The sequence below is a fragment of the Enterobacter cloacae complex sp. IR5458 genome, from assembly GCF_049238025.1.
In the GTDB taxonomy this organism is placed as follows: Bacteria; Pseudomonadota; Gammaproteobacteria; order Enterobacterales; family Enterobacteriaceae; genus Enterobacter; species Enterobacter kobei.
The window spans coordinates 107,574-129,510 of the sequence record NZ_JBMKIF010000003.1 but is presented as its reverse complement, the minus strand read 5'-3'; the positions used below and the strand labels follow the sequence as shown (position 1 = coordinate 129,510).

The window sequence follows — 21,937 nt, the reverse complement described above, 5'->3', positions numbered from 1 at the left end:
TAGCCGCTAAAGCCCGGGATGATAACGCGGCATTTTTTAGCAATTAGTGTGATCGTATGCGAACGATCTTGTCAGAAAAACGATCCGGGAGTAGTTTACCTATAATGTTCGTACACGAACAAATTAATTGAGGTGATGAATGAGATTGATCGTGGGAATGACGGGGGCGACGGGGGCTCCGCTGGGCGTGGCGCTGCTGCAGGCGCTGCGGGAGATGCCTGAGGTGGAAACGCATCTGGTGATGTCGAAGTGGGCTAAAACCACCATCGAGCTGGAAACGCCTTACACCGCGCAGGACGTTGCTGCGCTGGCTGACGTTGTCCACAGCCCGGCTGACCAGGCCGCCACTATCTCCTCCGGGTCGTTTCGTACCGACGGCATGATCGTTATTCCCTGCAGCATGAAAACGCTGGCGGGGATCCGCGCAGGCTACGCCGAAGGGCTGGTGGGCCGTGCGGCGGATGTGGTGTTGAAAGAGGGGCGCAAGCTGGTGCTGGTTCCCCGCGAAACGCCGCTCAGCACCATCCATCTGGAGAACATGCTGGCGCTGTCCCGAATGGGCGTGGCGATGGTGCCGCCCATGCCTGCGTATTACAACCATCCGCAGACCGCCGATGACATCACCCAGCATATCGTGACCCGCGTGCTCGACCAGTTTGGTCTGGAGCATAAAAAGGCACGCCGCTGGAATGGGCTGCGGGAGGCGAAAGATTTTTCACAGGAGAATAAAAATGGCATTTGATGATTTGAGAAGCTTTCTGCAGGCACTCGATGAGCAAGGGCAACTGCTGAAAATTGAGGAAGAGGTGAATGCGGAGCCGGATCTGGCGGCGGCAGCCAACGCCACCGGTCGCATTGGCGACGGTGCGCCCGCGCTGTGGTTTGACAATATTCGCGGGTTTACCGATGCCCGCGTGGTGATGAACACCATCGGCTCCTGGCAGAACCACGCCATTTCGATGGGGCTGCCTGCGAATACCCCGGTAAAAAAACAGATCGACGAGTTTATCCGCCGCTGGGATAAATTCCCCATCGCACCGGAGCGCCGCGCCAACCCGGCCTGGGCTGAGAATACGGTGGACGGTGAAGACATCAACCTGTTCGACATCCTGCCGCTGTTTCGCCTGAATGACGGAGACGGTGGTTTTTATCTCGACAAAGCGTGCGTTGTTTCGCGCGATCCGCTTGACCCGGATAATTTCGGCAAGCAGAACGTCGGCATTTATCGCATGGAGGTGAAAGGTAAGCGCAAGCTCGGCCTGCAGCCGGTGCCGATGCACGATATCGCCCTGCATCTGCATAAAGCGGAAGAGCGTGGGGAAGATCTGCCGATTGCAATTACTCTCGGCAACGATCCGATCATCACCCTGATGGGCGCGACGCCGCTGAAATACGATCAGTCAGAATATGAGATGGCGGGTGCCCTGCGCGAAAGCCCATACCCGATTGCCACCGCACCGTTGACCGGCTTCGATGTACCGTGGGGCTCTGAAGTGATCCTGGAAGGGGTGATTGAAGGTCGTAAACGTGAAATCGAAGGGCCGTTTGGAGAGTTTACCGGGCATTATTCCGGTGGCCGTAATATGACGGTGGTACGTATTGATAAAGTTTCTTATCGCACGAAACCGATTTTCGAATCCCTGTACCTCGGTATGCCGTGGACCGAAATTGACTATCTGATGGGCCCAGCCACCTGCGTGCCGTTATACCAGCAGCTGAAAGCCGAATTCCCGGAAGTGCAGGCGGTGAACGCGATGTACACCCACGGTTTGCTGGCGATTATCTCCACCAAAAAGCGTTACGGCGGTTTTGCCCGCGCGGTCGGTTTGCGTGCCATGACTACGCCGCATGGCCTGGGCTACGTGAAGATGGTGATTATGGTGGATGAAGATGTTGACCCGTTCAACCTCCCGCAGGTGATGTGGGCGCTGTCATCGAAGGTCAACCCGGCAGGCGATCTGGTGCAACTGCCGAACATGTCGGTGCTTGAACTCGACCCAGGCTCCAGCCCGGCGGGCATTACCGACAAACTGATTATTGATGCGACGACGCCTGTCGCCCCGGATACCCGAGGCCACTATAGCCAGCCGGTACAGGATCTGCCTGAGACCAAAGCCTGGGCTGAAAAACTGACCGCGATGCTGGCAGCACGTCAATAAGGAGGAAAAGATGATTTGTCCACGTTGTGCCGATGAACATATTGAAGTGATGGCGACATCACCCGTGAAGGGGGTCTGGACGGTTTATCAGTGCCAGCATTGTCTCTATACCTGGCGCGATACCGAGCCGCTGCGCCGCACCAGCCGTGAACATTATCCGGAAGCGTTTCGTATGACGCAGAAGGATATTGACGAGGCACCGCAGGTGCCGACGATCCCGCCGCTGCTGTAAAAAAAGCCGGGTGGCGGCTTCGCCTTACCCGGCCTACAAAACCCGTAGGCCCGGTAAGCGCAGCGCCACCGGGCAATAAAGATCGCAGAGAACTAAACCAGACTCTTCAACCGATAAATCCACTCCAGCGCCTGACGCGGCGTCAGTGAATCCGGGTCGAGATTCTCAAGTGCTTCCACCGCAGGCGACGTCTCTTCCGCAGGCACCAGCAGCGACATCTGCGTGCCATCAATCTGCGTCGCCGCCGCATTCGGTGACAGGCTTTCCAGCTCACGCAGTTTCTGACGCGCGCGCTTAATTACCTCTTTCGGTACGCCAGCCAGCGCCGCGACGGCCAGGCCATAGCTCTTGCTCGCCGCACCGTCCTGCACCGTGTGCATGAAGGCGATGGTATCGCCGTGTTCCAGCGCATCAAGGTGGACGTTAGCCACTCCTTCCATCTTCTCCGGTAGCTGCGTCAGCTCGAAGTAATGGGTGGCGAACAGCGTCATGGCTTTGATTTTGTTCGCGAGGCTTTCAGCGCAGGCCCATGCCAGCGACAGGCCATCGTAGGTTGATGTTCCGCGTCCGACTTCGTCCATCAGCACCAGACTGTGTTCCGTCGCGTTGTGCAGAATGTTAGCCGTTTCGGTCATCTCCACCATAAAGGTTGAGCGACCGCTCGCCAGATCGTCTGCCGCCCCGACGCGGGTAAAGATACGGTCGATAGGGCCAATCTCAACGTGTTGCGCCGGGACGTAGCTGCCGATATAGGCGAGCAGCGCAATCAAAGCGGTCTGGCGCATATAGGTACTTTTACCGCCCATGTTTGGCCCGGTAATGATCAGCATTCTTCGCTGCGGCGAGAGGTTCAGCGGGTTGGCGATGAACGGCTCATTCAGTACCTGCTCGACCACCGGGTGACGGCCTTCTGTGATACGGATACCGGGCTTGTCGGTAAAGGTCGGACAGGTATAGTTCAGCGTTTCCGCGCGTTCAGCCAGGTTCACCAGCACATCCAGTTCCGCCAGCGCGCTGGCGCTAAGCTGCAGATCGGCCAGGTGTGGCATCAGCATGTCAAACAGCTCTTCATACAGCTGTTTTTCCAGCGCCAGTGCTTTACCTTTCGAGGTGAGCACTTTGTCTTCGTACTCTTTCAGCTCGGGAATAATGTAGCGCTCGGCGTTTTTCAACGTCTGACGACGGACGTAGTGAATTGGTGCCAGATGGCTCTGCCCGCGGCTGATCTGAATATAGTAACCGTGTACCGCGTTATACCCCACTTTCAGGGTGTCGAGCCCAAGACGCTCGCGCTCGCGGATTTCCAGTTTATCAAGATAATCCGTTGCACCGTCTGCCAGCGCCCGCCATTCGTCCAGCTCCTCATTGTAGCCAGGGGCAATGACGCCGCCGTCACGCACCAGAACCGGAGGCGCATCGATAATGGCGCGTTCCAGCAGTTCGCGAAGCTCGGTAAACTCGCCCATCGTTTCACGGAGTTTCTGAACCGGAGCGCTGTCAACGTCGCTCAACTGAGCACGCAGTTCCGGTAACTGCTGGAAAGCATGACGCATACGTGCGAGATCGCGTGGGCGCGCGGTGCGCAATGCCAGACGGGCAAGGATACGCTCGAGATCGCCCACCTGGCGCAGAACGGGCTGCAGCTCGGTGTAACGATCCTGCAATGCGGCAATCGTCTGTTGACGGCAGACAAGCGTATTCGTATCGCGAATGGGCATATGCAGCCAGCGTTTCAGCATACGGCTCCCCATCGGCGTCACCGTGCTGTCGAGGACCGACGCGAGGGTATTTTCTATGCCACCCGCCAGGTTCTGCGTGATCTCCAGGTTGCGGCGCGTGGCGGCATCCATGATGATGCTGTCCTGCTGGCGCTCCATGGTGATAGAACGGATATGCGGCAGGGCGGTGCGTTGGGTGTCTTTCACGTATTGCAGCAGGCAACCTGCTGCACACAGCCCGCGCGGCGCATTTTCAACGCCAAAACCGATCAAGTCGCGGGTGCCAAACTGCAGATTCAGCTGCTGGCGCGCGGTATCTATTTCGAATTCCCACAGCGGGCGACGGCGTAAACCTCGGCGACCTTCAATCAGCGCCATCTCGGCGAAATCTTCGGCATAGAGCAGCTCGGCCGGGTTGGTGCGCTGCAATTCGGCAGCCATCGTTTCACGGTCAGCGGGTTCACTCAGACGAAAACGCCCGGAGCTGATGTCCAGTGTGGCATAACCAAACCCTTTGCCGTCCTGCCACAGCGCCGCCAGCAGATTATCCTGGCGCTCCTGAAGCAGGGCTTCATCACTGATGGTACCAGGCGTGACGATGCGCACGACTTTGCGTTCAACCGGCCCCTTCGACGTCGCCGGATCGCCAATCTGTTCGCAAATGGCGACGGATTCTCCCTGATTGACCAGTTTGGCCAGGTAGTTCTCTACCGCATGGTGCGGGATGCCTGCCATCGGGATGGGCTCACCTGCCGATGCGCCACGTTTGGTCAGCGAAATGTCGAGCAACTGCGATGCACGTTTGGCATCGTCATAAAACAGCTCGTAAAAATCGCCCATACGGTAAAACAGCAGGATTTCCGGATGCTGTGCTTTCAGCTTCAGATACTGCTGCATCATGGGGGTATGGCTAGAGAAGTCCTTATCAATGTCTTCATTCATATTGATTTTACTCATTTTTTAATTCTTTCAAGTGCTCATATGGCCCCAGGTAAAACCCCTTTAAACCCACATAAACCCATAAATTTGTAGCTCACTTGTAGCCCAAAGCGTGATAGATTGGTTGTACTCCTTCTTTGGGTTACAAATGGTGGTGATACTTTGAAAACAACTCTCAATCAGGCTTTTATTATCAACAAGTTAAGTATTAATGTTAAGCCTGAGCTCAGTAGCTCTGGAAAAGTCGTTTTCGAAGCCAACCCTGACCAAAAACCTTACATAGTTTTTGACGATCATCGAGGTTCACCCGTTGGCTTCGGTGTGAAGGTCAGTTTGACGAAAAAAACCTATGTAATCCAGCGAAGAGTAGCCTCTTCAGATCGTAATGTCAGTGAGGGTAAGAAGCCAAGCTCTGTCTTGAAAGTAAAGGTTGGGAATGTGTCCGATTTTCCGAGTATCGATCAAGCCCGTGAGGCAGCTCGGCAGTTGGTTCAGACAATGATTGCAACAAAGAGAAATCCCAACAAGATTAAAAGGGAACTCGATCTGGCTGAATTGACCGTGAGTGAAGCTTTTGCCCAATACAGGAGTCACTTACTTGGCAGAACCAAACCTGCTAAACCAAACACTCTCAATGTGTTAGACAAAGCTGAGAATCGGTTGAAAGAATGGCAAAACCTTCGAATCAAGGATCTTACTGGTAATGAAATCCTTCGAAAGTTTGACGAGATTGCTTCAAGAGCCAGAACAGCAGCAGAACAGACTTTTAGGTGGGCCAATGTTGCTGTAAAACACGCAATCGAGATTGAAGCTGGGAATGCTCAGACCCAGCAACGACAACCTTCGTTGTCCTATAATCCTTTTTCAATTTTAAAGGTACAGAAGAAGTTCAGAACACGATCTGAGCTGGAAGATAGCTATCGTGCCAAGGGCGTACGAAATCCATTGTCCCCCAAAGATACTTTGGGACGGTTTCTAGCTGCATTACACAATAAGAGAGGTTTTAATCGTTTGGGTTGTGATTATCTGTTGCTGACCATTTTGACAGGAGCCAGGAAAGAAGAGACAGCAACACTGTGCTGGCGAGAGGCCCTGACAGAAGAGGAAGTCAGAACGACAAGCTATGTCGATCTCGAAAACCGGGTTATTCGCTTTTACGACACGAAAAATCGTAACGACCATGAGCTTCCAATCTGTGATGCTACAAAGCGAATTCTGGAAGACCGACGAGATATCGTCAACGATACCGAAATACGGGCAGATAAACGCAAATGGGTTTTTCCGGCTCGTTCATCACGAAGCAAGGTTGGACATTATTCTGACAGTAAAAGCTTGCGCGAGTATATCTGTCAGGAAGCTGGAATAATGAAGCTGGGAATGCACGATCTGCGAAGAACTTTTGGCCGTGTTGCAGAAGAACTAACTTCGTATGCAGTGGTGAAAAGATTGCTTAACCACCGTAATACCACGGACCCTACTGAAAGATATGCTGAGCCTGATAACGAGCGAGTTTTTGAGGCACTTCAACGGATTGAGCTTCATATGCTGATGACAGTACCTGAGTTGTATAATACACTTTTGGCTTCGGCGAAATATCAACCATTGCCAACAAATTAGGGGGACAGGGAATGAGTGCAATCGATACTTTAAGAGAATATGCTGAAGTATGGCGGCTATTTGGTAGTATGCCAGATGATGCAACCCTGAGTGCTGAAGTTTCGGCCCTTTACCTTGGTGTAAGTGTCAAAACATTGGCTCGTTATCGCCAGACTGGTAATGGCCCTGCTTATATCCAATACCAAGCTGAAGATAGCAAAGCAAGAAATCAACGCGTAAATTATCTGTTGGGTGATTTAAAAACCTGGCGGGATAATCATAAAGTGAACAGCACAATGGAAGCAGCACAGGTCCGTGGGTTGGCTTTTGCTTCTTTGGCTGATTTTACCAAGCCAGAGCCTTTCTGGACTATTGATAATAAAATTTATTCTCATGCCCTTACTGTATCTGACGAAGTATTCAAGGAGCTATTAAATACCTCTCGCGCAGAAGTTATTTGGATCTCTCTTGAGAAAGTGTTGTTTGAGAACTGGCATGCTTCGAGAGAGCGCCAGAAATGGAATGACGTTTTTGTTAGTGTACTAAGTGGGATGGTTAAATCATGTGAAATTGAACAAGAACGTCATATACTTAATGATATTTTATGATTAATTTCATTCCCAATATAAAATTGAATTTATGTTGGGAAATAGTCATTTGCGGAAGTATAAATTGTTCAACAGCATTATTTATTATTTTAATCAAATGGAATGCCGTCTGTAGGATATCTTCTTTTGGGATTTTTAACCGGCTTTGTTTTACTCCCTGCACGATAAAAGTTAAACGAATTGGCAAAGTCTTCTGTCTCCAGTCTGGACTTTCTAAATTTATCCATCAGATCTTCATTGAAACGACGAGGGATTCCTTTAACACACAAGTTTGAATTAAGGTATACTTGGTTATCTATGGCGTCACGAATAAGTATTTTTCTCTCAAATAACTCTTTGAATGCGCGTGAGACATTTGATTTATTCAGCCCAAGATCTTTGGCTATACGTGACTGTGAAAAATCAGGGATAATATTTCCATAATCAATTACTGAGAAGAGATAAAGCACAATTCTAAACGCTGTGGGCGTCAAATCCATCCTGGCGAGTGTGGCCATATTGCCTTTGAATATCATTGAGAAATCGTCTCTGAATGACGTTTTTTTATAGCTATTTGCTTTAATCTTTATTTCTTCCAGATCTTCGGGCATAACCTCTAATGCTTCTGCAATAATGGACTTTTGTTCTTTAGTTAATACAACGCTTGTGATTGACATGATGGCTCCTTTTTTATTGTTGTGATTACATATATGGCACATTTAATTTATTTGTCAACTTGATTGGTAGCATTATTTAATTGTATTTACTTTTGAGATTTTACGGTTGTTATTTAGTGGGAGATGGTTGGTTATCAAATTTAAAACAAGGGGTGCTAAATTTCACCATCACCTGTTATGTAATTAATGATTTTTGGTTCTGAAATTAATAACGGCAGGGTTTGTTTAATTATTTGATTTTATTGGTTAATTTTCAATTGTGTTCTGCAAGATAAAAGAGTGATAAAGAAATAAGAAACCACAGTTTTGCATTAGAACGATACTCAAGGCCTTGGTGTACCTGATGAAAACACTTTTATTATTGTTTTTCGTACATAATATCATTTCTTAAGTGAAGCCTGCGCAACTGTATGTTGCGCCATTGGGCTTCAGAACATTACTACAGTATTTTCTGTAAGTATAAATACGCTTCGCGCACGAGTTCATAGACCTGAGGTTAACTGTCATTACAAATACGCTTCGCGCAAAAAATCAGGAGGCTGAGTTGATCGGGAAAGCGAACACAGATACATGATTTGCCCATTTGCTGAGTACGGCTCACGCCGGGACCCTTCGGAAAAACCCTTTCTGCTTCAGCGAGTGAGTGCTGTGGGCACTCAGCGGCGCTGCCAGGGAAACAAAATTATGGTTTTCACCGGTTTGGTAAAAATAATTAACATTTATCGGTAGTCGGGGCGTAAGCCAGTGCGTAGCACGCTCTCAAAAAAATTCCTGTGGTTTTTTTATCTGAAATATGGAAATGACTCAGATAATTGAAATATGAAATAGTAATGCAATCTGGAGGACTCAATATCTCCACAGTGAAAGCTGTTTTAAGTGAGAATAGAATAAATATTGTTTTATAAAAATATTTTTAAATTACTATTGATTTTATTTTTGAAGATGATAGTACTTAATTAAAAAACAAAAAATGGAGAAAATTATGAGTGCTATTGATGTTTTATCTCAGGAGGAAAAGTTTATACATGTTGTTGATAAATTTATAACCCATCATCACAACAGCGTTAATAACAATGTCTTTTACAAAAAACTTTATGTTCTCTTCGCCGGGTATCATCTGAAGTATTTTTATTCACGGGCGCAGTATCGCAATTCATGTTATCACGTTGATAATATTATGCAGATGTTTACAGGAGTCGTTTCAACCCTGAACACAACTCTGCTCAGGAAGCTTGCAAACAGCAATACATTGCTGCATTGCCTGAATTCACTTGTGAATTATATTTCAGGCAATCTGGACGAAGCAGAGCATATTTATGCTGATTTGCTGGCTCAGTATGAAAAGAAACGCATTGCAGGCTCTCTGGCTTATACTCCGGCAGGCTCAGTGATCAGGAAAAGACTTTGATAGCGGCAGCAGCGTGTACAAGGAATGGGATGCTGAATGGTGGAGAGAAATGGAGCTGGCGTTTCCGGCAGGTCATAATCGAGTATTAAAAAGGCAGGAGCCACCCAGTTGGCGTCCCGCCTGTCGTGATGGCTTTAAGGTGGGTTTACTTATCAACGACCTGCCAGCCATCATCCGTTTTGACCAGCGTGACAGCCGCTGTGCGTTTTTCGTTATCGACAACAGCTGTTACATTGCATTTATAGCTTTTATCCGATACTTTCACGCAGTCATGCTTTTTGACAGATTTTAATTCCCGCAGTGCGTCTTTCGGGACATCTTTACCTGCTATGGATTTAACGATGGCATTCGTCTGCTCCACGACCTTATTCATCGCAGTGTAAATATCCTGCTCAGACGGTTCACCGGTACAGCCACTCAGCAAAAAAATGGACGCAATGAGTGTGGTAAATGCATATGTTTTCATAAAATAATCCCAGACTGTAGAGTACGTTATTGAATAAGACCGGTTTTCATCTTGCTGTTGTTTTCAGAGAACGTCCAATTGCTGACCGTTTCGCCTTTAAATTCGATTTCCAGCGTTTTGGCCTGCGTCTGTGAACCCCCTGTCAGCAGTCCAATCACGGGAATGAATGTGGTGGCATCAAACTGATTGTTGTCCATCGAGTAAGTCCATTCTTCATTGCCACTATCAAGTGTAGTTTTGGTTTCGGGCTGACCTAATGCGGTAATGATTTCTGATTTCGTTGTTTTATTTTTTATAATTTTCGACTGCAGACTTTGTGCTGTTTCTTTTTTTAGATGCTGGTTGCCTGATGTTGAACAACCAGAAATAAGGAAAGCAGAAATAAAAAACACAGAAATCATGAATCTGTTCATAAGTTCTCTCATATTAATTTTTTATGTTTGCGGTGGTATGAAATTAATATCACCGTATAAAAACAACTCTGTCTGCATATTTCTTTTTAATAATGCAGATAAGAATAATGACGCTGGCAAAAAACGTAATGACTGAGACAGGAGTGCTGCCGGTCAATGAAAATACTAACCAGGCGAGAGCTAATGCCACGAATTGAAACAGGAATGCCACACTGAGCGGACTCTCACCGTAGGCGACTTTTGCATGGCAGCCTTTGCAAATCCGCACGCCGTGCGGGCTTTGTGTAAAGCAGAAGGGGCAGCTAATAGTTTTATTATCCATCATGACTCCGTGGCCTGATTTAAGGTGATGTATTTTTGAACATTTTCGATGAATGATCCGCTTTAGTAAAATTGCTTGTACCGATCGATGGATCTCTGTTAATAGGTTGTAACTATCATAACAAGATTATCGATCTATATAAACGATCAATATTTTATTGACTATCACTAAAATATGGATTAGTTAACTTATGGTGCAGGATGGGGGTTATTTTTAACTAATTGTTCTTTAATGGGATTTGTTGTCATGGAATGACAGGGTGTCAGAAGATGCAGGTGCAGGATTTGGTGGAAAGGATGTGCAGTGGCATGTAACAGAGACATGCCCCTGCGCCTGAGAAGTGCCACAATATGGCCGAGCAATACAAACCACGAATGCAGACGACGCTGGCGGGGTATCTGACGAGCTGTATTGTGCAGTTTGCTCCTGAGTTGAATGACACCCACTGTTTCCTGTTGTCTTTCCAGACGAATTTTTTCTTCAAGCTGAAGGATTTTCTCCAGAATCGTTTCCCGGTTTGCAACCTGTTCTTCAGGCTCGCATGATGGCACTGGCACTGGCACTGGCACTGGCACTGGCACTGGCACTGGCACTGGCACTGGTACAGTCTGTTGTTGCTCTTTTTTCAGTAAGGCCAGGTGCTCTGGTGTAAAATCAATCTGCGTTTGCAGAGAAGACCAGCCATACTTTTTTCCAAGCTGAGACGCTTTAAAGGCAATACCCTGGTACTGAAATGAAAATCCATTCATTTTTCCGGTCGACGCGATATTGGGTTTACAGGTCACACCTTTCTGTTCCAGCATGTCGATAAAAGTCAGTAAATCGGGACGATGCGTTAAGACATTATCAATCAGGGTCTGCAACTGAGACTTAGGGCAGGGAACTGCTGTTCGTTCTGCCATCATCAGCTCATTGCGTGAGGGTTTTCTTTTAGCCTGAGGGCGACTGCTGGTTGCAGGTGTTGTTTCAGTGAGTCCGTGTATTCGCTCCAGTTCGCTGATAATGCGGGTGCTGATGAGATTTTCATTTTTCCCCAGGTACAGCTTTCCACCGGCCATGTTAATGCGACTTGCAATGATATGGATATGCTGCCCGTCGGTATCATCGTGAAGGATATAACAGCGAAGGTGCGTTTCAGTGAACCCCATCCGGGTCATATAATCGTCGGCGAATGCCGCCCACTGTCTGGCTGACAGTGTTTCTCCCTTTGGCAGGCGAAGTGAATTATGCCAGACGGGTTTGGCGACATCGGGACGCAATTGTTTAGAAATTTCAAACTCACTGATAAGCTCAGCCACCGAACTTCCGATCATATTACCACCGATGACATAAGGCATAACGTTGTGGTGTGGACCGGATTTGAGGCTGTAAAGCACCACTCCTGCAAACTGTTTACCCCTTTTTATTTTCTGCATGCCTTTCATCGGTCTTGCTCCAGAAATGTTGAGGGAATAAGGTGATCCCGAAGCGTTTTGATTTGTCTGCGCAGGGCAAAGAGTTCTGTACGGGTTAGTTCGCTGTCAGGACTTTTCTTGTCAAGATGATTCAGTAGGTAATTTAAATCCTGGGAAAGGCTGCCGAGTTTAATCCATGCTTCGCGATTTATTTCGGGCAGAACCGGTGGGAGTTTGTTCAGGGAAGCCATTCTCAACCATTCCCCTTTTTTATACTGGCCTCTTTTACTGTCGAGAATAGTTAATTCTTCTTCATTTAATCTGACACTGACGCAGTGGCTTCGTCTTTCATCAGGCGGAAGTTTGTCAGTATGGAATTTTCCACGCCTTGATAGTCTTGTTATGTCATTATTCATAGTTATCCTTGTATTGTTTGTTTATTACTACAGATAACGGATGATGTAAATAAGTCAATACGTCATGTGAAATATAATGCATATAATCAGAGAAAATAAAATAAGTAAGCCATTGGCTGAATGGCTTACTTATCAGGATTTATCAGGTCAGTTATCATGAAATGAAACCTGCTCAGGCTGAATAAAGGGCTAAATTATCACATTCTTTTTCTCTTCGGCGCATGGGTGATTTCTGGTTTCATGATTTTGAGAAAATCTTTTTTCTCTCTTCCGCTTATATAGTCAAAAATTTTATCAGAGTCAGCACGCTGTCTCAGTATATCGTCGTCCACTCTGATACCATTTCGAATAAACCATTTTACTGTCTCAATACCAGTATAGACACCAATATGTCTGTCATGATAACAATTATAAAACTGAACATGACTGATATCGGTATATTTTTTCAGTGAGGTAAAGAAGGACTTCATGTTTTTGACATATAATGCGAAGGTACAGTGTTCAGCGATAAGGATATTACGCCCTTTTTCATGAAGCAAAGCAATCAGAGGCAACGCCTCAGTTGAAATATGTTTAAATAAAACTGGTGTGCTGTCTATTCTGTCAACATGGCGTTTGAGGGCATTAATACTGAAATCATATATCCACCACTCGTCGTCAGTCGGAAGGTCCAGCACCGCTTTGCCATTATAATCTCTGTGGTTTATGTCACACCCTTTATTTACCCAGTAATCAAAGACGTCATGATCGTGGAGGTTGTAAAGAAGCGTTTGACCTTCATTATCTGTGCTGTGGATATCAACGCCCGCGTTAATGAGGAGTTCCGCACAATCTATGTCGTAGTGCTGCCAGTGAAGACAGGACTGGCCTTTATTATTTTTGTGATGAACGTTAATACCTGATTTTATCAATAGCCCCAGTGCTCGTGGGCTTTTTCTGCTAAACAGGGCATTATTACCATAACAATCTGTATGGTTCAGCGCTATGCCTGCTTCAATCATAGCTTTTAAAGCCCCGATACTGTCGCAACCGAAAAGGGCGTTTTCACCGTGTTCATTTAGTGTGTTAATGTCAATGCCTGCAGCAATGCAATTCTGGACGTCTTTTTTAGATATGCTGTCAAATAAATTATCTTCTGTATAGTTACTCATGGGGGGCTCCTTTTTTAAGCGGCCATTTTGTGCCAGGTATTATTGTTGTATTCATATTCTTTTATCTTAACGATCTCGTCATAGATCCGTGAAAAGGAAAACCATGAGATCTCTTTCACTTCTCTTTTTTTGTTTGTGTAAATGATATTGCAGCCACGAAAAGAAAATGACTGATAAAAAGCGTCGTTATTCTCCTCTTTAAGGAAACGAGTAAAGGCTTTTATGGTCTCTTTTTTGTCCATGCCATAAGAGAAAAAGGTATGGATAGCAAATATGGTCAGAATGTTTCTTTCCGTCACCATATGTCTGGAAAAATAATTAAGATAAAAATCATGATCTTCAGTGCTATTTTTACAGAATACTGAGAAGTGCGGGTTATACAGGCGGTAGAGGTCTGTATTCTTTTTTGTTTTAGAGAGGTAACTTGTCAGGGTTGAGTGGTTTTGTTTTTTCATTTTTATTCTCCTTTATTATTTTTATTGATGGAATGAATATATATTATTAAATAATTAAAAATCAAATTTATTTTTAATAATGAAAAATAAGTAAACGTTTTCTTTTTATATGATTAATTTAATGCGATGTTTTATATAAATAAATTTATATTTAGCAAAAAGTGCTTTTTTTATTTCGCGGTTGATTGGTGGGTTTTTGTTTCCCAATGCTTAGGAGGAAATGTGTTCCATTAAAGATTTTATGTTTGAGGCGAATCTTATTGTAGCGGGGGAATGTTATATCTTTTACTCCAGGTTTAATTTTCAACTTTGTGTCTGAGACACAATATGTGATGGTGCTATGATAATCGTAAGTATCCCGTCAAAACGAATCATTCACTTTAAACCTTTTCCGACATATTGGTTATATATTCTGAGTAAATCATAATGCAAAAGGCCCAGTGTGCAGACTTACGCCAGCCCAACCAAGCCGTAGTGCTTTAGTTCTGGGGATTAGGTATGGTGGAAAAAAGCGACTCGTTAAGCTTGCTGATCTCTATGTATTTCAGGAGTCGGTCAGTAAGTTAACGATCCAACGAGGCTCATCAATCATAAGGGATTTATCTATCTCGATAGTATTGATACGGACGTTGTACGTACGTATCAGTCTTGCGAGACCCTCACGGATTTTATCGCCGTCATAGATAGCAATCTCTTCAATATTGTTACCGATGAAAGTTTCGGCTGCCTGGACGGCTATCTGTTCAGACATACCAACGTTATCAGCCATCTGGCGTGCTGCAATGACTTTGCTTTCAAGAGTTAGGATGACCGGCCTGTAGCCTGCACGTTTGTTTTCGACACAGCGCGAAATCAATTTCTCCATAGGTGCGGTGGTCACGTGGAATGCAGTAGTACCCACCTGAAAATCACCCTCACGGTCAGTGTGTAAGTCAGCTGCATTGGCTCTGTCACTGCCGATTTTAACATTGGGAAAGCGCAATTGGAGTTTGGCTCCAATAAGATGCTGTAGCACAGCTCCAGTGGGTTTGTCTGAACGTTCCGCCGACGCTTTAAGAATATCGCTTACCACAGATGCAACTGGCTTGTTGTAATCTAGGTCGACTGTTATTCTCTGTTTGTCAAAATAGTCCAGACGCACGCATTGAGTGAAGAAAGCTTCGAGCTGGTTGGAAACCAGTTTTGTGTCGACAGGCTCATTTCCATTTACTTGAGTATTGTTAAGTACATCCCGAAATGCAGCAGCAAGGAAAATAGTCCCTCTGGACGTACGCCCACCTTCACGGGTAAAAACGCGGGTTTCGCCATGTTGTTCCAGAATCTTTGATATGGTGGCACCACTGAGCCCTCGTACTTGGCTTTTTCCTTCGCTGTACAGACGTTCGTCAGTAATAGGCATACCATCAGCCATCATACGTGAGACGATCAGTCCTGCATTCATTACATTGGTATTTATCGCGCCACTCTTGGCTCGTTCACCTTCGTACCAGGCTTTCGCCGCTGCAAGATACGCTTCGGAGTAATTCAACTTATTCATTCACTTTTATTCCTTGCGCTTTTTTTGCGGCCTCAAGGTGAGGGAGGATCATGTGCCGGGCGACCCAGCCAACAACAGGAACAGCGACGGCATCCCCAAAACCATATTGAATTTGTGAGTCGCGCAAATTTTCCAGCGTGTACCAGCCAGCCCCCATCAGACGTGCATACTCAAGTCCGGTCATCCACCTGATTTTGAGTGCGCCCCTACCCATGATCACCACCGCCTGTTTGGAGGAACCGCCACGTGCTGTGCGTAAACATCCTGAAATGTCTTCTGCTCTCATTTCCCATACGGGAATGCCATTACGAGTTCTACGATAGGCTGTGCGGGCAGTTGTACAGTCTAGATTGACAAAATGTTCTAACCTTTCACGCTGTACCGATGCCATGGACTCTTTAAAAAGAGAAACTTTATCAGCATTCCACCACCGAGGGTCGCTGTCTGGGATAGCCTCAATCTCAAGAGTGAACCCTTGGCTTAGTAGCTCAGGTGCTTTAGGTAAAGGCATCATGAAGGTGCGTACTTCAGCATCTTTATGCAGCCAGGAAAGCCAGTCTGGTCTCAGGCACGAATCCTGTTCGCCTCCATCAATAGGATTTTTTGCTCCTATCAGGAATAACCTTGGTCGGGACTGTGGCACAAAACGTCGGGCGTCCAGAGTGATTGCGTCGACTGCATAACCTAACTCATTAAATTCTTTAACCGCAGCTCTCAAATCTTCTCTGTTATGGGAGGATGCAAGGCCTGTGACATTTTCGAGGACGATCACTTCAGGCTTGCGTTCATTCATCCCTGCAAGCAAATCAGTAAATCCGAAGAAGGCGGACGATTCCCTGCCTCCCCGCAGGCCGACACGCTTACCCGCCAGACTAAGATCAGTGCAGGGAGAAGAGGCCCAAGCAACATCTGCAGTTGGCAGGTCTTCGCTATTCAGGGTATGAATGTCTGCCAGAAAAAGCTTGTGAGTTTTCCAATGGCCTTCATACATCGATTTTTTGTTCAGGTCATAGTCATTAGACCAAACAGTCTTGATTCCCGCCTGCTCCATCCCAGCTCTCGCCAGGCCGATACCAGCAAAGAATTCCAAAGCGGTCCATTCGGCATCGCCCCGAATCGGTATAATATTCACTCAAAGTCTCCCGTTTTCATGTGCCTATCATCCCACAAAATACTCAGCTAGGTACATACTCTCAGTGGAACCCCACCTTGGTTATTTAGCATCTGCAAGATAGCCATTAAACTTCATGGTATGACTACGCGAGTTCGCATTTATGTAAGCCTATATTGTTGAATGAATTTGCTCTAACGACTAGCGACGAGAGTGTCCGGTAGGCAACGATTTCTGGTCTTCAATCCTCGAAACTGTAAACCAGTTTATCCAACGCTCAGTGGATGAACGGGCATAGCTGAGCGTTTTGGCAGTGTCTCTGCCACGGTCACCACGATGCTACATCAGCATGGTGATCAATCTGCGGGTGTGGGTCTTGTCATGGGTTTTATGAAGCGTTTTATGTATCGGGCATCGTTCGCTACGGAGAAGAAGTGCTACGATCTGCTTCGCTCAGTGCGTGCTGAGTTCCCTCAAACTGTTTTACTATTCCGAGCATCTATTTAGGACGATCTGTTGATGAGATTTGGCATTGAATCCGCACAAAAAATTACCATTCCCATGAACAGAAGTTTTGTGATTTAATCATCATGAAGGGTAAGTTTTTTCTTAAAATTAAGCTATATCAAAGAGAATGCTTAGCTTGCTAATCAATTGACTTGCAAAGGACCTGATATGCAGTGTTTAGATTTAACATTTGAAGTCATCAGCAATACCAATGCTACCGCCAACTATACGGGTGGTTGCTCTGGAGAACGTAGTGACTGTTGTACTCGTGTATGCACGCGAGCTGGTAACGACGAGCAAAACTCAGCGTCGAATTTAGATGCTTGGGAAAAATACTTGGAGGTTAACGCCGGCGTTCTCCAATATTAATCTAAATTCAAAATCGCCCTTGATGGGCGATTTTATTGGGAATATACAATGGACTCCAAAAAATATAAAATAAAAGAAACTGTGGATATTTTTATATCGAATGAAGATAATACTGATAATGTCAAACTCACATTTCATGTGATGACAACGCGTGATAGATTAGAAATAAAAACTAATAAAAATGTCGCTCGATTTATTGCCAGCCTTGATGGTATAAAAACTATAAATGATATAGTTACTGAGATGGGGTCCCTACGCTCAAAAGATGTCGATAAACTAATTGCTTTTTTACTAAATCAACATTTTATTTATGATGTAAATAACATTTGCGATATTGAACCTCGTTTTTCACGACAAATTACATTTTGGGACGATTTTGTCCTTGAACGACCTGGTGTAGAAACTCAACATATCTTGGAGAGCAAAAAGGTTGTTTTATTTGGGTGTGGAGCTGTAGGAGCCAAAATTATAGAAATACTTGTCCGCGCAGGTGTTAAAAATATAGTTTTGGTTGATTATAAGTCCCTTTCAAAGTCAAATGCAGCAAGGCATTGTTATTATAACTATAAGAAAATCGGAAAACCAAAGGTAGATGTCCTGTCAGAATTTTTGAGTTGGATCGATAGTCGAGTAATAATAACAAAACATTTTGAAAAACTTATACCTACTACTAATCTATCCTCTATCATTTCTGATGATACAGATCTGATTATTAATACTTGTGATGAGCCTTATATAGGTCATACTTCTTTAAAACTTGGTAGATATGCACAAGCAAGAGCTATTCCGCTGTATGTATCAGGTGGATTTGACGCCCACTTAATGAGTTCAGGAGAATTAATATTCCCTCCACATACACCCTGTATAGATTGTGCCCAAAATACGTTTTCAAAGGCATTAAAAGGATGGAAGCCTGTATATAGTATAGTCAATAATCCTCAACTGGACCTTTCAAAATCTGTCTATGATAATTATATTCCAGGAGGGCCTGGTGGATTAGCAATGATGAATGGTTTTTCAGCTAATCTAAGTTGCATGAAATTAATTCACTTCCTGTTGGATGATTCAGCATTTTCATATGTAAATAGTCGGTATGAATACCTTCCAAACGAAGGCAAAATGACTAATTTTGAATTGGTAAAACAAAGTGGATGCAAAATCTGTAATGAATAATTTTAGACTGCGACAAAGTATTGGTATCGTCGTAAATGATGATACTGTAGAGTTTTTTAAATCCAATATTAGAGAAAGTATAAAAATAAAAATCAACTTTCCAAATATAGTTGAACTCTTAAAGATGTTTGATGGGCAAACTTCTCTTCAAGAAATTGTAGCAAATTATTCAGGAATCGATATTCAACAACTTGAAAAATTAGCTTTGTTTTTGAATGAAAACAATATAATTATCGATCAAGATTGCCAATACCCTGCAGAGCTTGTCACTGAACAATATAGAATGATCAATACATTTGAAGACTACTGTCATACCACCAGTGAGGTTTTAGAATGTATAATTAATCTTAAAAAATCAAAAGTAATGATTGTAGGTATTGGAGCAGTCGGTAGTAATGTGGCAACGTATCTTGCTCATTGCAATGTTGGTTCGATAATATTTGTAGATCACGATAATGTAGATATAAGTAATTTACATCGTCAGTTTTATTTCGAGGATGAAATTAACTCTGATAAAAATATAGCGTTACTCAACTCTTTGAAAAAGATATCTCCAGATATTAAGATTGACATTATCAATGACATTATCGATGATGATTTTTTTAAAAGAAATATTCTACCCTCTGATATAGATTTGATAATAAACTGCGCTGATGAACCTAATGTGGATTACACCAGTAAAATAATCGCCCTCTTTAGTATGATTCATAATATCCCACATATAGTTGGCGGGGGATATAATCTTCATCAAACCCTTATCGGTCAGACAATTATTCCATTTAAGTCAGCATGCTTTAATTGTTTTAACCTATTTTTAGGAAAAATAAATAGCAAAGACCTTGTTAATGTGAAGAAATTGCACCGGGTAAAACGAAAATTAGGTTCATTTTCACCACTATCAGGTCTGGCTGCAAGCCTTGCAAGCTTGGACGCTATAAAATTACTTGCCGGGAAAGTAGATCACTTGCAACAAGAAAATAAAAGAGTCGAATTTAGTCTTAGAAGTTTATCTTTTAACGTCCAAGATGTTCCACGTGATCCTGAATGTGATTGGTGTAGAGGAAAGTATGAATAAGATCATTTTTGAGGGAATAGCCACCCATAATTTAAAAAATTTAGATGTTACTATACCATTTAATACAATAACCGCTATTTATGGCCGTTCGGGCGCAGGAAAAAGTTCTTTAGCATTTTCATCAATTTATCAATTATGCAAAGATGAGTTTGATGCTGTAGAAAACGGTTATTTGAATGAAAGTGATTATAAAGTTGCAAATTTCAGTGGGTTAATTCCCGCTGTTGCGATACCACAAAGAAACACAAATAACAACCCTCGTTCAACTATATATTCATATCTGAATATAGCTCAAGCTTTGTCATCTTTAAAAATCAAAAGAAACGTAGCAGTACCTAATTATGATAAATTAAAAATAAACAATTATAGAAATGAATGTCCACACTGCTTAGGCCTTGGCGAGATAGTTAGTGTGGATGAATCTGAATTAATTAATGAAAAATGTAGACTAGATCAAAAACCATTTTTATGTTGGCGGACTGGTGAGTTATCTGATTATTATCACCAATTACTTATGGTCTATTGTGATAAAAATAATATAAAAGTAGATGATACTTTTGATTCACTATCACTTGAAAAGAAAAACCTAATACTATATGGAGAAAGCGCTGAGAAATTATCTTTTAGATTTAAACACAAAGGAAAAACGAAGCAAAGAAGAGCTTTTTATAAAGGCGTAATGTCTTTTGCTAATTCGAATATAGGACGGAGCCAAAACAATTCAAAGTATAAAAAGGAAGAAAATTGCTCATTTTGTAATGGAAGCAGAATTAACCAAGAAACAGCCCAACTTGATGTTTTAGGATTTACATTTGATGAATTTTTACTATCTCCTATATCTGAATTATGTAATACCCTGAAAAAAACTATAGGTGACTCAGTATTAATTAGAGTGTTGTCCTCAATAAATAATATGGGATTGGGATATTTAAATTTGTCTCGTTCAATTCCCAGTCTTTCTGGGGGGGAAATACAAAAACTTATTTTCAGCAGGCTTTTAACATCTAATACAACAGGTATTCTGATTGTTATCGATGAAATATCATCCCAAATTAACCCTGTCGATTTTGAAGTTATCTTTCAAAAGCTAAAAAAATTATCAGAAAAAAACACAGTTATTTTAGTAGAGCACTCGCAGTATTTCATAGATCTTGCTGATCAGCAAATCCATGTTGGTAAATACGCTGGTTCTTCTGGTGGGGAAATTTGTGAAAAAGAAAAAATTCAGCCGCAAAGGAACCTCAATCCCAAAAATAATATATCTGATTACTATTATTTTGAAGGGCTTAATAAAAATAACATAATTAATCAAAATATACGTATCCCTAAAGAGTGTGTTACTGTTTTTTCTGGAATCTCCGGATCGGGGAAATCATCTTTAGCTAAAGCTATTTGTAGTCTTACCGATTCGATTTATATAAGCCAAAAATTGTCATCATATACAGGACGTTCTACTGTCGCAACTATCACGGATTTGAATAAATTAATTGCAGAATTTTTCTCCGATATAACAAAATTAGATATAGAGTATTTCCTTCCAAACAAACTTGGTGGATGTAAAGTTTGTGAAGGTAAGGGCGTGATAAAATATGAAAGGGGTTTTGAAAAGGATATCTACATATCATGTCATAAATGTGAGGGTAAACTGTTTGACCACAATATAGATGAAGTAAAGTCTCAGATTAATGGTATGAATATAATAGATGTATATGATACTGAGTTGAAAGAGTTAAGCTCTTTTTTTAATAACACTAAGATTAATACTATTCTTGAAACTATCCATTATCTTGGAATATCACATTTGAAACTTAATAGAAAAACGCAGTCCCTGTCAGGTGGTGAAATGCGTAGAATAAAATTATGTGAAATACTATCTAAGTCCAGAAAAACAAACAAAATATTGTTTATTGATGAACCTGTCGCTGGACTTGATTCTGAGACGGCTTCGAAGGTGCTGAATTTTATATATCAAAAATCTAAATTATTCAATGCAATTGTTATTATAGAGCATAGGCCTGAGGCAGATGACTATGCCGACTTTAAAGTACTAATTGGTCCTTTGTCTGGAAAGCAAGGTGGGCGAGTTATAGAACAAAAGATCATTGAGTCAGTTAGATGAATTTAATTAACACACTATCTAATTAGTATGTGTAGTTATGATATTAATTTAATGAAATATAAAGGGTGATATTTTGGAAGAGTTAAGAATCGATTTTTAAATTAGTGTTGTTA

General features: G+C 43.4%; 20 protein-coding genes and 1 pseudogene. 9 read left to right on the top strand and 12 right to left on the bottom strand.

Going from position 1 to position 21,937, the window contains the following annotated elements; translation table 11 throughout:
* Nucleotides 1-139: 139 nt before the first annotated feature.
* Genes ACOTYN_RS03495 through ACOTYN_RS03485 form a run of 3 tightly spaced genes read left to right on the top strand, consistent with a single transcriptional unit; the run spans nucleotide 140 to nucleotide 2,391 of the window.
* Nucleotides 140-742: a non-oxidative hydroxyarylic acid decarboxylases subunit B gene (locus ACOTYN_RS03495; RefSeq protein WP_014885021.1), complete on the top strand. Its 603-nt coding sequence runs from the start codon at nucleotides 140-142 to the stop codon at nucleotides 740-742.
* Nucleotides 732-2,159: a non-oxidative hydroxyarylic acid decarboxylases subunit C gene (locus tag ACOTYN_RS03490; protein WP_032635686.1), complete on the top strand. Its 1,428-nt coding sequence runs from the start codon at nucleotides 732-734 to the stop codon at nucleotides 2,157-2,159. Before ACOTYN_RS03495 ends, ACOTYN_RS03490 begins: the two co-directional genes overlap by 11 nt.
* Nucleotides 2,160-2,169: 10 nt before the next feature.
* Entirely contained in the window at nucleotides 2,170-2,391 is a 222-nt protein-coding gene (locus ACOTYN_RS03485) for a non-oxidative hydroxyarylic acid decarboxylases subunit D (RefSeq protein ID WP_003862116.1), read from the top strand.
* 92 nt (nucleotides 2,392-2,483) lie between these two features.
* Here ACOTYN_RS03485 and mutS read toward each other — a convergent pair whose 3' ends face one another.
* Entirely contained in the window at nucleotides 2,484-5,051 is a 2,568-nt protein-coding gene (mutS, locus tag ACOTYN_RS03480) for a DNA mismatch repair protein MutS (RefSeq protein WP_234107125.1), read from the bottom strand.
* A gap of 159 nt (nucleotides 5,052-5,210) precedes the next feature.
* Here mutS and ACOTYN_RS03475 point away from each other — a divergent pair, with 159 nt between their 5' ends.
* Entirely contained in the window at nucleotides 5,211-6,665 is a 1,455-nt protein-coding gene (locus tag ACOTYN_RS03475) for a tyrosine-type recombinase/integrase (protein ID WP_332956440.1), read from the top strand.
* Nucleotides 6,666-6,676: 11 nt separating this feature from the next.
* Nucleotides 6,677-7,252: a hypothetical protein gene (locus tag ACOTYN_RS03470; RefSeq protein WP_004114867.1), complete on the top strand. Its 576-nt coding sequence runs from the start codon at nucleotides 6,677-6,679 to the stop codon at nucleotides 7,250-7,252.
* Nucleotides 7,253-7,341: 89 nt separating this feature from the next.
* On the opposite strand, the gene ACOTYN_RS03465 is transcribed toward ACOTYN_RS03470, so the two are convergent.
* Complete coding sequence (locus tag ACOTYN_RS03465; RefSeq protein WP_016239675.1) at nucleotides 7,342-7,908, bottom strand: helix-turn-helix domain-containing protein; 567 nt, start codon at nucleotides 7,906-7,908, stop codon at nucleotides 7,342-7,344.
* Between the two features lie 982 nt (nucleotides 7,909-8,890).
* Here ACOTYN_RS03465 and ACOTYN_RS03460 point away from each other — a divergent pair.
* Entirely contained in the window at nucleotides 8,891-9,316 is a 426-nt protein-coding gene (locus ACOTYN_RS03460; RefSeq protein WP_094338247.1) for a hypothetical protein, read from the top strand.
* 145 nt (nucleotides 9,317-9,461) lie between these two features.
* Here ACOTYN_RS03460 and ACOTYN_RS03455 read toward each other — a convergent pair whose 3' ends face one another.
* From ACOTYN_RS03455 to ACOTYN_RS03410, 10 genes and pseudogenes are all read right to left on the bottom strand, one after another.
* Nucleotides 9,462-9,782, bottom strand: coding sequence for a hypothetical protein (locus ACOTYN_RS03455; RefSeq protein ID WP_016239768.1), 321 nt, complete (start codon nucleotides 9,780-9,782; stop codon nucleotides 9,462-9,464).
* A 26-nt stretch (nucleotides 9,783-9,808) separates the two neighbouring features.
* Nucleotides 9,809-10,195 (bottom strand): hypothetical protein, encoded by a 387-nt coding sequence (locus ACOTYN_RS03450; protein WP_094338248.1) that lies wholly within the window; start codon nucleotides 10,193-10,195, stop codon nucleotides 9,809-9,811.
* Nucleotides 10,196-10,244: 49 nt separating this feature from the next.
* The gene (locus tag ACOTYN_RS03445; RefSeq protein WP_001594380.1) at nucleotides 10,245-10,517 is read right to left on the bottom strand and encodes a hypothetical protein; all 273 of its coding nucleotides are present in this window, start codon (nucleotides 10,515-10,517) and stop codon (nucleotides 10,245-10,247) included.
* A gap of 188 nt (nucleotides 10,518-10,705) precedes the next feature.
* The gene (locus ACOTYN_RS03440) at nucleotides 10,706-11,941 is read right to left on the bottom strand and encodes a relaxase/mobilization nuclease domain-containing protein (RefSeq protein ID WP_032986871.1); all 1,236 of its coding nucleotides are present in this window, start codon (nucleotides 11,939-11,941) and stop codon (nucleotides 10,706-10,708) included.
* The gene (locus ACOTYN_RS03435) at nucleotides 11,938-12,327 is read right to left on the bottom strand and encodes a hypothetical protein (protein WP_007777547.1); all 390 of its coding nucleotides are present in this window, start codon (nucleotides 12,325-12,327) and stop codon (nucleotides 11,938-11,940) included. The genes ACOTYN_RS03440 and ACOTYN_RS03435 overlap by 4 nt, the downstream gene beginning before the upstream one ends.
* A gap of 197 nt (nucleotides 12,328-12,524) precedes the next feature.
* Nucleotides 12,525-13,478 carry an ankyrin repeat domain-containing protein gene (locus ACOTYN_RS03430; protein ID WP_094338249.1) on the bottom strand — a complete coding sequence of 318 codons (954 nt, stop codon included), beginning with the start codon at nucleotides 13,476-13,478 and terminating at the stop codon, nucleotides 12,525-12,527.
* A gap of 14 nt (nucleotides 13,479-13,492) precedes the next feature.
* A complete protein-coding gene (locus tag ACOTYN_RS03425; RefSeq protein ID WP_007777535.1) occupies nucleotides 13,493-13,933 on the bottom strand; it encodes a hypothetical protein in 441 nt (146 codons plus the stop codon).
* A gap of 544 nt (nucleotides 13,934-14,477) precedes the next feature.
* Nucleotides 14,478-15,470, bottom strand: coding sequence for a DUF4928 family protein (locus ACOTYN_RS03420; protein ID WP_007777521.1), 993 nt, complete (start codon nucleotides 15,468-15,470; stop codon nucleotides 14,478-14,480).
* The gene (locus ACOTYN_RS03415) at nucleotides 15,463-16,602 is read right to left on the bottom strand and encodes a DNA cytosine methyltransferase (protein WP_007777519.1); all 1,140 of its coding nucleotides are present in this window, start codon (nucleotides 16,600-16,602) and stop codon (nucleotides 15,463-15,465) included. The genes ACOTYN_RS03420 and ACOTYN_RS03415 overlap by 8 nt, the downstream gene beginning before the upstream one ends.
* Before the next feature lie 183 nt (nucleotides 16,603-16,785).
* Nucleotides 16,786-17,025 (bottom strand): annotated as a pseudogene (locus ACOTYN_RS03410) (IS630 family transposase); the annotation flags it as partial.
* Between the two features lie 480 nt (nucleotides 17,026-17,505).
* Here ACOTYN_RS03410 and ACOTYN_RS03405 point away from each other — a divergent pair.
* Genes ACOTYN_RS03405 through ACOTYN_RS03395 form a run of 3 tightly spaced genes read left to right on the top strand, consistent with a single transcriptional unit; the run spans nucleotide 17,506 to nucleotide 21,824 of the window.
* Nucleotides 17,506-18,630 carry a ThiF family adenylyltransferase gene (locus ACOTYN_RS03405; RefSeq protein WP_007777516.1) on the top strand — a complete coding sequence of 375 codons (1,125 nt, stop codon included), beginning with the start codon at nucleotides 17,506-17,508 and terminating at the stop codon, nucleotides 18,628-18,630.
* The gene (locus ACOTYN_RS03400; protein ID WP_223813298.1) at nucleotides 18,605-19,705 is read left to right on the top strand and encodes a HesA/MoeB/ThiF family protein; all 1,101 of its coding nucleotides are present in this window, start codon (nucleotides 18,605-18,607) and stop codon (nucleotides 19,703-19,705) included. The genes ACOTYN_RS03405 and ACOTYN_RS03400 overlap by 26 nt, the downstream gene beginning before the upstream one ends.
* A complete protein-coding gene (locus ACOTYN_RS03395) occupies nucleotides 19,698-21,824 on the top strand; it encodes an ATP-binding cassette domain-containing protein (protein WP_032175260.1) in 2,127 nt (708 codons plus the stop codon). Before ACOTYN_RS03400 ends, ACOTYN_RS03395 begins: the two co-directional genes overlap by 8 nt.
* The last annotated feature ends 113 nt before the right edge of the window (nucleotides 21,825-21,937 follow it).